Consider the following 12465-nt stretch of genomic DNA (forward strand, 5'->3'; position numbering starts at 1 on the left):
CGGGAAAATCATCCGTGGTGCCCTGCCCGGGATCGTCGTCCCGCGGCTCCAGGTACCTTTCCCCGTCTTCGGTGGTCACCACCTCGTATTCCTCGGCGACCGCTTCCATGGCCGCCTGGTCTATGGGGCCCGGTTCCCGGACTGGGCCGGGATGGGGCGTCCTTTCGGCATCGCCCCAGACCGCTCCAACACCTTGAGATGAAGGGGTCACTTCGTCGCGGCCGGGCACCTCGTCGCCTGCGTCTCGCGGGACCGGCTTGCCGGGTTCTTCCGGCTCAAGCACGTCCTCGCGGCGCTCTTGGGGCTCGGGGACTCTGTCGCGATCGATCACGTTAAGCCCTCCGGCGACCCGTGATGGCGCCGTAGATGAGGAGGACGATCACCGAGCCGACGATCGCGACGATCCACGTCTGCAGGCTCCAGAAGTTCTGGAGTCCAATTCCGAAGAGGACGCTGCCGAGCCAGCCGCCGAGGATCGCGCCGACAACTCCGAGGAGGAGCGTCACGAGCCATCCGCCGCCTTGGCGTCCGGGAATGAGGGCCTTAGCAATGGCGCCTGCGATCAAACCGAGAATAAGAAATGCCAGAATTCCCATTGACCTCACCTTTCCATTGGGGGACCGGACTGGGTTCCGGGCCCTGCTGGGGGTTTGTTACCCGAGGGGTGGGGGCCAAAACGCACTCTTCTGACGTGACCCGCCACGGCGGACCGGATGGACTGGGCCCGGATTGACTGGGGCAGGGTTGGGTAACAGCCATGCGACCGCCACGTGGAGGAGCCCTTGATCGCGTCTTGTGAATGGTTGAATTGATTGTTCTGCGTTGAGCAGACAACCCTGACCCACAGCCTTTATGGCTGCTGACTGACGGAGTTCGTTCGATGTCTGTTGCTGCGCGCCTCAAAGGCCAGCGCGTACTTGTCACGGGGGAGGACCGGGATCTCGGTGAACGGATCGCGAGAGTCCTCCGCCGCAATGGTGCGCTCGTGGATATCGACAGCGCTCCCGACGACGACGGCACGGGAGTCGCTCGCAGTGCGGCGCGGAAGCTCGGCGGACTAGACGTCCTCATTAACACCGGTCCTACGGCGATCCCGGAGATCGGCGCGAATCTGCGCGCCATCCGCCGCGGCGTAGAACGGGCGCTCCAGCGCTCGATGGCCCTCCTGGTGACCACCACCGAGGCTGCGCTGGACGCGATGCCCAAGGGCGCGAGCATCATCAATACCGTGACCCTCTCGGCGCCCGGCCTCGAACTGACGCGCGCACAGGAGGCCCTCGCGACCGCGGTGCTCGAGACTACTCAAGGGTGGGCGCAGACCTTGGCACCGCGCGGGGTGCGCGTGAACGCCGTCGTCGGCGGTCCCCGGTGGGACCCCGCGCTTGAGGGGCCGACGCTCGAGGCGGTGGACTCGAATCAGGGCCTCGGCGAAAGCATGAGCGACGAGGAGGCGAACGACCTCGAGGAGCTCGACGCGTTCGTCTATCTCGCTTCGGGGGAGTCGCGCCACATCTCGGGCTCGGTCATCGCCGTCGCCCGTCCGTTGCGTCCTGAGGAAGTCGGCTCCCCGGCCGTCCTCTGAGCGCTGACCGCGTCCGCGACCGCCGTCGCCGTCTGGGCCCAGGTAGGCAGGACGAGCCTCGCGGCCCGCGCGGCAGCCCGCAGCGCGGCCTGCTCTTCGGGATCAGTGAGCCAGCCGCGCAGCATTCCCGCGAGGACGCCCGGATCGCGGAGCTGTCCGGCCGCCCCCGCCAGTCCTGCTCCGCCCGCGAGGGACAGCCCGAGCGCTTCCTCGGCTCCCGTCCCCGCCGGCACGAAGGCGGGGACGCCGTGCGCCAGCGATTCCGCGACGGCCATCCCGAAAGTCTCGTGGGCGCTCGGCAGCACACTCAGGTCCGCGGACTCCCAGGCCGAAACCAGTTCGCTGCCGCGCAGCTCACCCGTGAGTCGCACCCGGCTGGCGAGCCGCGGCGAGGAGACGGCCTGGCGCACGGCCCGGGCATAGCCGCGGTCGGCCTGATCCGATCCGACGAGCGCGGCGGTCCAGGGGAAATCGGTGAGGGCGTCGAGGGCCTCGAGGAGCACGAGCTGGCCCTTCGCCGGGAGCAGCGCGGCAACGCACACGAGATGCGGCGGCTTCGATCCCCTGGCCTGGGGCGCCGGGTCGATCCCGGGATGGGCGACGACGGCCTCGACCCCATAGCGTTCGACGAGCGTGCGCGCGGCGAACCGGCTTGGCGCGATGGCGCCCGAACACGCCTCGAGCGCCGCGCGTTCGAGCCCCGCGAGCCGAGCCGCCTCGGACGCCGGGACGGAGTGGGTGCCGAGCGCGAGGTCGGCGAGCGAGACGTGGACCAGGAGCCAGACGGCGACCCCGGCCCGTTGAGCCTGCGCGATCTCGTCGGGGCAGCCCAAGCCCACGAGGCCGTCCACGATGACCGCGCGGCTGCCATCGCTCGCGAGGCCGAGCAGGAGGCTCGCGAGCCGCTCGCGGTCCGCGCTGCTGCCCTCGGGCCAGTCGCCGGCGAGGCTGTACGCATGGACCGAGACCCCGTTGTGGCGGAGGGCATCGACAAGCCGTTCGTTGTAGACGCTGCCGCCGGACCGCCACCCGAGGGGAGCGGCCGCAACTAGATCAATACGTTCCGCAGCGTCAATCCGTTCCCCAGAGTCGATACGTTCCTCGGGCGCAGGTGACGTCACGGCAGGTCCAGGCTGTACCCCGCCCATGCGTCCGGGTTCTCCCGCAATACCACGGAGAGCCCCACGAGGCGTTCGCCCTCGGACTGCGACAATCGCGCCGCTACGTCCTCCGCGATGTGACCGGCGAGCGCCTCCGTCGTCGTGAGCCTGCCCTCGAAGGCGGGATGCTCGTCGAGGTTGCGGTAGCGGAGCTCCTCGAGGGCGCTGCCCAGGATCCCCGAGAGGGCGCCGATGTCCATGACCGTAGCGTTCTCGTCGAGCTCCAGGGCCCGGATGGAGAGCTCGACCACGAACGTGGCGCCGTGCAGACCCTGTGCCGGCCCGAACGCGGGCCGCGGCAAGCTGTGGGCGATCATGATGTTGTCACGGACGGTCAGCGTGTACATGGGCTCCCTCGGCTTGGCTGTTCATCGGGCGGTTACGTGGCGGGAAAGCCCTCGGCACCCGGATACCGGATCACGTGGCACAGGCCTCCCGCCCCAGACGAGGCTAGCGCGTCGATCGCGGCGGGCAGCTGCTCGAAGTCGGTTGGGCCGCCGAGGAACGCGTCGAAGGCGGGATCCTCGAGCAGGTCGAGCGCGAGGCGGAGCCGGTCCGTCGTCGTGCGCCGGTGCCTGCGGGCGAGGGCCACCTCGCCCACCTGGCTTGCCCTGAGCGAGAGGCGCCGCGCGTGGAAGTCCGCGCCGAGCGGCACGCTCACGGCCTGCTCGCCGTACCAGGACATCTCGATGATCTCGCCGTCGTCGCCGGCGAGCTCGAGACAGCGCGCGAGGCCTTCCGCGGTTGCGGAGCAGTGGATCACGACGTCGCAGTCGCCGTGGGCGGCGTCCGGCGTCACAAACGTGACCCCGAGTGCGTCACCGAGTCCCGTACGGCCCGGGTCGCTGTCCACAGCCTCGAGCCGGGAGAGCGGGAAGCGCCGCAGGAGGGCGAGCACCGCGCCGCCCACGAGGCCGCAGCCGACGACGGCGACCCGGTCGCCGATGCGGGGAGCGGCGTCCCAGAGGGCGTTGACGGCAGTCTCGACCGCCCCGGCAAGCACGGCGCGAGCCGGCGGAACCGAGTCGGGCACCACCACGAGCTCGTCCGCGCGGACCACGTAGCGATCCTGATGGGGGAACAGGCAGAACACGGTGCGCCCGAGCAGCTCCGCGGGGCCGTCCTCGACGACTCCTACCGAGAGGTACCCGTATTTGACGGGACACGGGAAGGAGCCCTGCTGGTGGGGGGCCTGCATGAGACCCGCGACCCGCTCCGGTACGCGGTTGGCGTAGACAAGGCGCTCAGTGCCGCGGCTGAAGCCCGTATAGAGCGTGCGCACAAGAGCCTCGCCCTCGCCGGGCGCGGCGAGGGATTCCTGGCGCAGCTCGCCCCGCCGCGGCCCGACCGTCCAGTACGCGGTCGCGCTGATGCTGTCGATGGTCACTGCCTCCCTCGGTCCCAGTCAGAAGATCGTTGCCTGCTCCGACGCCGGCGACTGCCCTCCCACTTCGAGCCTAGCCACCGCGTCCAGCACATGTCCCGGCCAGACCGCGAGCATCGCGGGATCAGGGGTCGAGGCGAACGGGTCGCCCCGGCGGACGCTCGCCTCGGTGAGCACGGCGTGCGGTCCGTCGGCCGGCGGTCCCCACTGCTCCGGCGTGGCCGGCCCGAAGATCACGACCGAGGGAGTCCCGTAGGCGGTCGCGAGGTGCCCGGCGGACGTGTCCACCGTGACGACGAGGCGCGCTGCCGCAATCCCCGCCGCGAATTCGGAGAGGCTCCAACCGCCGGCCACCACCGCGGCTTCGGACAGCCCGGCCGCGCGCGCGACGTCGGCGGCGCGCTCGAAGTCCTCGGGACCACCCGTCACCAGAATGTCGTGCCCCTGCCGGCTGAGCTCGCGGGCGACGGCGGCAAACCGCTCCGTGGGCCAGCGGCGGCTGCCGTAGGCGGCACCCACGTGGACGAGGGTCGCCCCCTCGATGGGAGCTGCGACCTCAGGCGGGAGGAGCCGGAAGTCGTCCCGCCGGCCGGGGAGGCCGTGCCAGTTCAGGAGCCGGACCCAGCGCTCGCGCTCGTGGAGGGTGTCGTCCCACTCGGGTCCCGGCCACCCGGGGGAGCTGTGGCCTATGCGGTGATCGGGGGAGAGCTCTTCGAGCCGGAGCCGGCTCTCGGTCCCCTTGCCATGGAAGTTGACGGCGACATGCACGTGGCCCTCGAAGGGGATCGGATCGTTCAGGCCGGGGGTCGGCAGGTGGCGATTGATCCCGCCGATGAGCGGAATGATCGGGGAGAGCCACTGCGGGGCCGCCAGCACCATCTCGTGGTCCGGGAATCCCGAGCGCAGGCCCCTGAGCCCGGGAACGGCGACGAGAAGGTCGCCCAGCTTGAGCGCTCGAAGGACTAGCAGGACAGGACGGTCAGAGCCGGCGTTCACGTACAGCCTCCAGTTAGTACTGAAAATCCGATGCGTACTGAAGATCCGATGCACAGAGGAGTGACGGTGCCCATGGCTTGAGCGCGGCGGCTTCTCGGCCCTGAGAAGAATGAGGAGGAGAAGCTGCAGGAAAACAGAAAGTTTATTGTAGCTTCTCGGCGGGCAGTTCCCGGGCATGGAACCCGACCGTCTGGACCAGCAACGGCACGCACCGCCCGCGGCTGTGCTCTTCGATCGCGACGGAACGCTCGTGCACGACGTGCCCTACAACCGCGACCCGCACAAGGTCAGGCCCGTGGAGGGCGCACGGGAAGCGCTCGACCGCCTGCGTGCTGCAGGCGTGCGGATCGGCGTGGTCACGAACCAGTCGGGCGTGGGCCGGGGAACGATGGGCTCGGTGGACGTCTACCGCGTCAACCGCCGCGTCGAGGAGGTCTTGGGACCGTTCGACGTGTGGCGGGTATGCCCGCACCATCCCGATCAGGGGTGCCGCTGCCGTAAGCCCAAGCCCGGACTCATCCTCTCAGCGTGCCGGGCCCTGAGGGTGCCGCCCTCGAGCGTCGTCGTCATCGGCGACATCGGCTCGGACATGGAGGCGGCGCAGCGCGCTGGGGCGCGGGGCATCCTCGTGCCCACCGAGGTGACGTTGCCGGGGGAGGTCAACGCGGCGCCCGCCGTCGCGCGCGACCTGCGCTCCGCCGTCGCCCTCGCCCTCGGCGAGATTGAGGGCGGGGACGAGATAGCGCCCGAGGATCTGCCGGCCGTCGCAGGGAGCAGGACGTGAGGCGAGTCCTCGTCGCCCGGCTCGACAGCCTCGGCGACGTCGTCCTGGCCGGGCCCGCCATCAGGGCGGTCGCGGAGCACGCCGAAGTCGTCCTGCTGACGGGGCCGCGCGGCGCCGGGGTCGCCGGGATGCTCCCGGGCGTCACCGACCGGATGGTGTGGGATGCGCCGTGGATCGCGAACCCCGCCCCGGAGGCCACGCCGCGGCACGTCCGCCGCCTCGAGCGGCTCCTTGACCACGCCGCCGTCGACGAGGCGGTCATCCTGACGTCCTTCCATCAGTCGTCTCTCCCGCTCGCGGTCGAGCTCCGCCTGTGCGGGGTCTCCCGGATCACGGCGCTCTCCGAGGACTACCCCGGAAGCCTCCTCGACGTCCGGCTCACGAGCCGCGACCTGCCGTGGGAGCTGCACGAGGTCGAGCGGGCCCTCGGAATCGCGGCCGCCGCCGGCTTCGCGCTTCCCGCGGACGACGACGGTCTGCCCGCCTTGCTGCCGCAGCCCCGGTCCTCGCTGCGCCCGGCGGGGGAGTACGTGGTGGTCCATCCGGGCGCCGACGCTCCGGCCCGCATGTGGCCCGCCGAGCATTCGGCGCGGCTCGTGGCACTGCTGGCATCTGCCGGCTTCGGGGTGGTCGTGACGGGCACCCCCGCCGAGCGGGAGCTGACGGCGGCCGTCGCCGGGGACCACGGCATCGACCTTGGCGGTGCGACCGACCTGCGCGGACTCGTGGACCTCCTCGCGGGCGCGAGTGCGGTCGTCGTCGGCAATACGGGACCCGCCCATATCGCCGCGGCGGTGCGGACCCCCGTGGTCAGTCTTTTCTCGCCCGTCGTCTCGGCCGGGACATGGGCGCCGCGGGGTGCGCCCGTCGTCGTCCTCGGGGACCAGTCCGCGGCGTGCGCGGGCAGCCGTGCCCGGACGTGTCCGGTGCCGGGGCACCCGTGTCTCGCGGACGTCACGCCCGAGGCGGCGTTCCGCGCGGTGGAACAGCTGCTCGGCGTCCACCCGAAGGCGGTGGCCTGATGCGCGTCCTCCTCTGGCACGTCCACGGCGGCTGGACCGATGCGTTCGTCCGCGGCAATCACGAATATCTCCTGCCCGTCGACGACAGCCGCACCGGATGGGGCCTGGGCACGGGCGGGCGCGACTGGCCGTCCGCGGTCGAAGTCCCCGTCGAGGAACTCGCGGGCCTCGCCGCCACCATCGACGCCGTCGTGCTCCAGCGCACCGACGAGGTGGACCGGGTCGCCGAGCTCACTGGGCTGAGGCCCGGGCAGGATGTTCCCGCGGCGTTCGTGGAGCACAACACCCCGAAGGGCAACGTCCCGGACACGCGGCACCCGCTCGCGGACCAGACCCAGATCCCCATCGTCCACGTGACGCATTTCAACGCGCTCATGTGGGACAGCGGGCAGGCCCCCGTGCACGTCGTGGAGCACGGAGTCCGTGACCCGGGGCTCTGCTACACCGGCGAGCTCGAGCGGTTCGGCGTGGTGGTCAACGAGCCGGTGCGGCGGGGGAGGACCGCGGGGACCGACCTCCTTGCGCGGTTCGCAGACGTGGCCCCGCTCGACATCTTCGGCATGGGCGGCAGCGGCCTCCACGAGGCCACCGGAATCGTGCCGGACCGGCTCGAGTGGGCGGGCGACATTCCCACCGCTCGGCTCCACGCCGAGCTCGCGCGCCGTCGCGCCTATCTGCACCCGTTCCGGTGGACCTCGCTGGGCCTTGCGCTCATCGAGGCGATGCACGCCGGGCTCCCGGTGCTGGCGCTCGGCTCGACCGAGGCGTGGCGAGCGGTCCCGCAGGAGGCCGGATGCGTGAGCACGGACCTCGGCGATCTCGTCGCCGCCGCCCGGCGGTTCGCCCGCAGCCCCGACGCGGCTCGCGAGGCGGGTCTCGCCGCCCGCGAGGCCGCCCTGGCCCGCTACAGCCTCGGACGCTTCCTCAGGGATTGGGACGAGGTGCTGTCCGACGTCCGAGGCGGCGTGGTGTCCGCGGAGGTCTCCGGACCCACGTGACGCGCGGCCGCTAGCCCGCCCGACCTGAGGCTCCGACCTTCTGTGAGGAGAAAGAACGCAATGAAGATCTCGATGGTGTCCGAACACGCGAGTCCGCTCGCCGCGGTCGGCGGAGTCGACGCAGGCGGGCAGAACGTGCACGTTGCCGAGCTCTCCGCTGCGCTCGTCCGCCGCGGCCACGACGTGACCGTGTTCACCCGGCGCGACAGCGAGCGCCTCCACTGGGAGCAGGAGCTCCCGACAGGTGTGCGGCTCGTCAACGTCGACGCAGGCCCCGCCCATGCCGTCCCCAAGGACAAGCTCCTGCCCTACATGCCCGCCTTCGCCGAGCAGCTCGCGGGCTACTGGCGGGACGACGCACCCCAGATCGTGCACGGGCACTTCTGGATGTCCGGCATCGCGTGCATCGAGGCCGTCGGGAAGCTCCAGAAGGAGCTCCTGCCGCCGCCCGTAGTCGCCCAGACATTCCACGCCCTCGGCGTCGTGAAGCGCCGCCATCAGGGGACCGACGATACGAGCCCGTCGGAGCGCGAGTTCCTCGAGCCGTGGGTCGCCCGGAGCGTGGACCGCGTCATCGCCACATGCCCCGATGAGGCGTTCGAGCTGCGCCAGCTCGGCGTGAACCGTCGTCGCATCTCGATCGCGCCGTGCGGCGTGGACGTTGAGAAGTTCACTCCCGATGGGCCCGCGCGTCCGCGGGGACAGCGCTTGCGGCTTGCGGTGATCGGGCGGCTCGTTCCGCGCAAGGGGGTGGACATCGTGGTCTCCGCCCTCGCCCTCCTGGCCGCCGCCGGCCACCGCGACATCGAGTTGCTCGTCGCAGGCGGCACTACGGGCAAGGACCGCATCGCCACCGATCCCGAGGTCCGGCGCCTCCGCGACCTCGCCGACTCCCTCGGCGTGGGCGGGCAGGTGATCTTTACGGGCCAAGTGCCGCGAGCCGAGATGCCGGAGCTGTTCCGGAGCGTCGACGTGGTGGTCTGCACCCCCTGGTACGAGCCATTCGGCATCGTTCCGCTCGAGGCCATGGCGTGCGGAGTGCCCGTGATCGTCTCCGCCGTGGGCGGGCTGCAGGAATCTATCGTCGACGGCGTCACGGGGCTCCACGTTCAGCCCAAGCATCCCGCCGCGCTCGCGGACGCCATCGCGGCGCTCGCCGACGACCCGGCGCTGCGGGAGAAGTTCGGCGCCGCCGGAGTCGAACGGACCCGCACCCGCTACACCTGGGACCGCGTGGCGGCCGAGACCGAACGCATCTACCGAGCCATGAGAGACCACTGGGAACAGCCCGAGGCGGACGTGGCGGCATCCCGGAGCCGTCTGCGCCGCGTCGGAGAGGGGGCACGATGAACGCTCTGAACACCACGAAGACTTCCCGCCCTTTTCGGGAAACGGCAGCCCAGGCTGCCGTACCCGACGGAGGACTCGCCACTATCCGCTCCGGCGGACCCCTCGCCCCAAACGGGGTCCGCATGGTCCCGGACGAGCAGCTCTCGCACGAGATCTCCAGCCACATTGACGCGGCCGCGCAGGCCCTCGACTCGCTGCGCCGGCAGTCGGCCGTCCTGGCCCGCTGGGGCCGCGACCTCGCCCAGCACCTTGCCGCGGGCGGGCGCCTCCTGGTGGCGGGCAACGGCGGCTCCGCGGCGGAGGCCCAGCACCTCACCGCCGAGCTGGTGGGACGGTACGACGGCGAACGGCGGCCCTTCTCGGCGATCGCCCTGCATGGCGACACGTCCGCGCTCACCGCGATCGGCAACGACTACGGCTACGACGAGGTGTACGCACGGCAGGTCCGCGCGCACGCCCGGCACGGCGACATCGTGCTGCTCCTCTCGACGAGCGGCAAGAGCCCCAATCTGGTGGCGGCGGCCCAAGCCGCCCACGAGGCGGGCGCGATCAGCTGGGCGCTGACCGGCCCGGGCCCGAATCCGCTCGCCGCCGCCGTCGACGACGCGGTGACGCTCGACGCCCGCAGCTGCCACGTCCAGGAGGCGCAGCTGATCGCCATCCACGCCCTGTGCGAGTGCTTCGACGCGTGCGTGAGGGAAGACGCGTCTATGGGATCGGATGCCTCTGTGGAAGGGAGGGACTGACGTGAAGATTGCCGTGGTCGGGGACACCCTCCTGGACATCGACCTCACGGGCCACGCCGACAGGCTCTGCCCGGACGCTCCTGCCCCGGTCCTCGAGGTGGACCGCCGCCTCGAGCGGGCGGGGGGAGCCGGCCTCGTGGCGACTCTCCTCGCCGACGATGGGCATGAGGTGGAGCTCATCACCGCGCTCTCAGACGACGACGCCGCCGCCCGCCTCCGTGCGCTCCTCGGACCGGTCCGAGTGCAGGCGGCCGCGCTGGGCGGCCCCACGCCGGTCAAAATGCGGCTCACCGCCAGCGGGCAGCGGATCGCCCGCGTCGACGAAGGCTGCGCGATGCCGCCGTTCCCCGTCGTCGAGCCTGCGCTCCTGGCCCCGCTCGAATCTGCGGACGCGGTCGTCGTCGCTGATTACGGCCGGCGGTTCACGAGCGTCGCGACCGTCCGCGCGGCCCTCGAGCGGGCTGCCAAACGCGTCCCGGTCGTGTGGGACCCGCACCCCCGCGGCACCCGCCCGACCGTTGGCGCGGCGGCCGTGACTCCGAATCTCTCCGAGCTGCTCACGTTCTCGGGCCGCGAAGTCGACGAGCCCGGCGCTGTGGCGGTCGCCGGGGATCGGCTCCGCCAACGCTGGGGTGCCCGAGCCGTCGTCGTCACGCTCGGCGAGCGCGGCGCCCTGGTCTGCGGGCCCGACGGCGACACGCACGTAGCGGTGCCCTCCGCGGGGCTCCGGATCGAGGACCCCTGCGGCGCTGGCGACCGCTTCGCGTCCTCGCTCGCCGTCGCCCTCGCGCAGGGAGAGCCGCTGCGCTCCGCGACCGAGGCCGCCGTCGCGACCTCCGCGGCGTTCCTTGCCGCGGGCGGGGTCTCGACGCTGCGCGTGGGAGGCGGGCCTGGCTTCGGGAATGCCGCCGAGGCGGCCAGCTCCGACTCGCCGGCCGTCGCGCTCGCACGCCGGATCCGCGCGACGGGCGGGACCGTCGTCGCCGCCGGGGGATGCTTCGACCTGCTTCACGCAGGTCACCTGCACCTCCTCGAGGCGGCGCGGGCGCTCGGCGACTGCCTCATCGTGTGCCTCAACTCCGACGACTCCATCCGGCGCCTGAAAGGGCCGCAGCGCCCGGTCATGAACGAGCACGACCGCGCCGAGCTGCTGATGGGCCTCAGCTGCGTGGACGCCGTGGAGATCTTCACCGAGGACACGCCGGAGGAAGTGCTCACGGCGCTTCGGCCGCACGTGTGGGTCAAGGGCGCGGACTACCGGCCCGACGAACTCCCCGAGACCAAGCACTTGCGCTCGTGGGGCGGCGAGGTGGTCACCGTGCCGCTCCAGCCCGGGCGTTCGACGACGGGACTCGCCGCAGCGATTGCGAGCTTGGGCTGAGCGAACCGCACCAGCCGACAACCACCAGAAACAACGGGAGGACTACCGAATGACGCAGAGCATCGACACACGGGAGAACGTCGAGCAGAGGCTCGGCCAGGACGCGAGCCATCCCCTCAAGGGGGCCCGAGTCCTCGTGACCGGGGGAGCGTCGGGTCTCGGCGCGGCCGTCGTCGAGGCCCTGACCGCTGAGGGCGCGCTGCCGATCGTCCTGGACCGTCAACCCGTCGAGGCTCCGGCTCGGGGCTGGGTCGTGGACCTCTCGGAGCGCGAGGCGGCAGAGGCCGCCATCGCCCAGGCAGCCGAGGAGGGTGGCGGGATCGACGCGATCGTGTGCGCGGCCGGCATCGACCGCTGCGGCGAGCTCGACGAGGTCCCCGCCGAGGAATGGGAGAAGGTCATCGCGGTGAACCTCATCGGCACGGCCGCCGTGGTCCGCGCGGCGCTGCCGCATCTCCTGCGAAGCCACGGGCGCGTGGTGACCGTGGCATCGACCTTGGGCCTCCGCGGCGCCGGCGGGGCGACGGCGTACTGCGCCTCCAAGTTCGGGGTCATCGGCTTCACCCGGGCGCTGGCCGCCGAGCTCAAGGGGCGCGTGGGCGTCACGACCCTCATCCCCGGCGGCATGGACACCGCGTTCTTCGACGACCGCCCCGAGCAGTACAAGCCGCACGACCGCACGAATCTCAACCGGCCCTCCGACACCGCGCGCTCCGTCATCTTCGCGCTCTCCCAACCGCGCGGCTGCGAGGTACGCGAGCTGCTCGTGATGGGCTCGATGGAGGACTCCTGGCCGTAACCGCACCCGCTAGCGCCGGGACCCCCGTTTGCGCCGGAACCCCGGCTAGCGCCGTGACCCCCGGTTGCGGGGGGGGGGGGGGGCCCGGGGGGGGGCCCCCCGCGGGGCCGGGCGCGCGGCGGGGGGGGGGGGGGGGGGGGGGGGGGGGGCGGGGCGGGGGGGGGGCGGGGGGGGGGGGCGCGGGGGGGGGCGGCCCCGCCCGGGCGGCGACATCAGCCGCCGGAGCCGCCCCGGCGGCGACATCAGCCGCCGGAGCCGCCCCG

The 12465-nt window shown here is 72.0% G+C and carries 14 protein-coding genes; 8 read left to right on the forward strand and 6 right to left on the reverse strand.

Annotated features, from left to right (window positions below; genetic code table 11):
* Both ACTHL9_RS14085 and ACTHL9_RS14090 read right to left on the reverse strand, forming a co-directional pair.
* The coding region (locus ACTHL9_RS14085; RefSeq protein WP_440519918.1) for a hypothetical protein at positions 1 to 331 on the reverse strand (331 nt) is incomplete at its 3' end.
* Between the two features lies 1 nt (position 332).
* A complete protein-coding gene (locus ACTHL9_RS14090; RefSeq protein ID WP_440519919.1) occupies positions 333 to 596 on the reverse strand; it encodes a GlsB/YeaQ/YmgE family stress response membrane protein in 264 nt (87 codons plus the stop codon).
* A gap of 284 nt (positions 597 to 880) precedes the next feature.
* Between ACTHL9_RS14090 and ACTHL9_RS14095 the strand changes: the two genes are divergently transcribed.
* Positions 881 to 1582, forward strand: a complete 702-nt coding sequence (locus tag ACTHL9_RS14095; RefSeq protein ID WP_440519920.1) for an SDR family oxidoreductase — start codon at positions 881 to 883, stop codon at positions 1580 to 1582.
* Here the strand turns inward: ACTHL9_RS14095 and ACTHL9_RS14100 are convergent.
* The 4 genes from ACTHL9_RS14100 to ACTHL9_RS14115 are packed head-to-tail and all read right to left on the reverse strand — an operon-like array spanning position 1483 to position 5122.
* Complete coding sequence (locus ACTHL9_RS14100; RefSeq protein WP_440519921.1) at positions 1483 to 2703, reverse strand: glycosyltransferase family 4 protein; 1221 nt, start codon at positions 2701 to 2703, stop codon at positions 1483 to 1485. The two genes, ACTHL9_RS14095 and ACTHL9_RS14100, sit on opposite strands and share 100 nt — an antisense overlap.
* Positions 2700 to 3089 (reverse strand): 6-pyruvoyl trahydropterin synthase family protein, encoded by a 390-nt coding sequence (locus tag ACTHL9_RS14105; protein WP_440519922.1) that lies wholly within the window; start codon positions 3087 to 3089, stop codon positions 2700 to 2702. The genes ACTHL9_RS14100 and ACTHL9_RS14105 overlap by 4 nt, the downstream gene beginning before the upstream one ends.
* 32 nt (positions 3090 to 3121) lie before the next feature.
* Entirely contained in the window at positions 3122 to 4129 is a 1008-nt protein-coding gene (locus tag ACTHL9_RS14110) for a zinc-dependent alcohol dehydrogenase (RefSeq protein ID WP_440519923.1), read from the reverse strand.
* A gap of 18 nt (positions 4130 to 4147) precedes the next feature.
* A complete protein-coding gene (locus ACTHL9_RS14115) occupies positions 4148 to 5122 on the reverse strand; it encodes a glycosyltransferase family 9 protein (RefSeq protein WP_440519924.1) in 975 nt (324 codons plus the stop codon).
* Positions 5123 to 5297: 175 nt separating this feature from the next.
* Here ACTHL9_RS14115 and ACTHL9_RS14120 point away from each other — a divergent pair, with 175 nt between their 5' ends.
* From ACTHL9_RS14120 to ACTHL9_RS14150, 7 genes are read left to right on the forward strand one after another with little or no spacing between them, the layout of a single operon-like run.
* A complete protein-coding gene (locus tag ACTHL9_RS14120) occupies positions 5298 to 5906 on the forward strand; it encodes a D-glycero-alpha-D-manno-heptose-1,7-bisphosphate 7-phosphatase (RefSeq protein ID WP_440519925.1) in 609 nt (202 codons plus the stop codon).
* Positions 5903 to 6928: a glycosyltransferase family 9 protein gene (locus tag ACTHL9_RS14125; RefSeq protein ID WP_440519926.1), complete on the forward strand. Its 1026-nt coding sequence runs from the start codon at positions 5903 to 5905 to the stop codon at positions 6926 to 6928. Before ACTHL9_RS14120 ends, ACTHL9_RS14125 begins: the two co-directional genes overlap by 4 nt.
* Positions 6928 to 7926 carry a glycosyltransferase gene (locus ACTHL9_RS14130; RefSeq protein ID WP_440519927.1) on the forward strand — a complete coding sequence of 333 codons (999 nt, stop codon included), beginning with the start codon at positions 6928 to 6930 and terminating at the stop codon, positions 7924 to 7926. The genes ACTHL9_RS14125 and ACTHL9_RS14130 overlap by 1 nt, the downstream gene beginning before the upstream one ends.
* Before the next feature lie 60 nt (positions 7927 to 7986).
* A complete protein-coding gene (locus ACTHL9_RS14135) occupies positions 7987 to 9276 on the forward strand; it encodes a glycosyltransferase (protein WP_440519928.1) in 1290 nt (429 codons plus the stop codon).
* Complete coding sequence (locus ACTHL9_RS14140) at positions 9273 to 10022, forward strand: D-sedoheptulose-7-phosphate isomerase (RefSeq protein ID WP_440519929.1); 750 nt, start codon at positions 9273 to 9275, stop codon at positions 10020 to 10022. Before ACTHL9_RS14135 ends, ACTHL9_RS14140 begins: the two co-directional genes overlap by 4 nt.
* A gap of 1 nt (position 10023) precedes the next feature.
* A complete protein-coding gene (locus ACTHL9_RS14145; protein ID WP_440519930.1) occupies positions 10024 to 11403 on the forward strand; it encodes a PfkB family carbohydrate kinase in 1380 nt (459 codons plus the stop codon).
* 49 nt (positions 11404 to 11452) lie between these two features.
* Positions 11453 to 12202 (forward strand): SDR family oxidoreductase, encoded by a 750-nt coding sequence (locus ACTHL9_RS14150; protein ID WP_440519931.1) that lies wholly within the window; start codon positions 11453 to 11455, stop codon positions 12200 to 12202.
* The last annotated feature ends 263 nt before the right edge of the window (positions 12203 to 12465 follow it).

The organism is Sinomonas sp., from assembly GCF_051955515.1.
Taxonomy (GTDB): Bacteria; Actinomycetota; Actinomycetes; order Actinomycetales; family Micrococcaceae; genus Sinomonas.

Coding starts and splice junctions, on each gene's coding strand:
- ACTHL9_RS14090 (WP_440519919.1), bottom strand. CDS start 596: ATGGGAATTCTGGCATTTCTTATTCTCGGTTTGATCGCAGGCGCCATT.
- ACTHL9_RS14095 (WP_440519920.1), top strand. CDS start 881: ATGTCTGTTGCTGCGCGCCTCAAAGGCCAGCGCGTACTTGTCACGGGG.
- ACTHL9_RS14105 (WP_440519922.1), bottom strand. CDS start 3,089: ATGTACACGCTGACCGTCCGTGACAACATCATGATCGCCCACAGCTTG.
- ACTHL9_RS14120 (WP_440519925.1), top strand. CDS start 5,298: ATGGAACCCGACCGTCTGGACCAGCAACGGCACGCACCGCCCGCGGCT.
- ACTHL9_RS14130 (WP_440519927.1), top strand. CDS start 6,928: ATGCGCGTCCTCCTCTGGCACGTCCACGGCGGCTGGACCGATGCGTTC.
- ACTHL9_RS14135 (WP_440519928.1), top strand. CDS start 7,987: ATGAAGATCTCGATGGTGTCCGAACACGCGAGTCCGCTCGCCGCGGTC.
- ACTHL9_RS14140 (WP_440519929.1), top strand. CDS start 9,273: ATGAACGCTCTGAACACCACGAAGACTTCCCGCCCTTTTCGGGAAACG.
- ACTHL9_RS14150 (WP_440519931.1), top strand. CDS start 11,453: ATGACGCAGAGCATCGACACACGGGAGAACGTCGAGCAGAGGCTCGGC.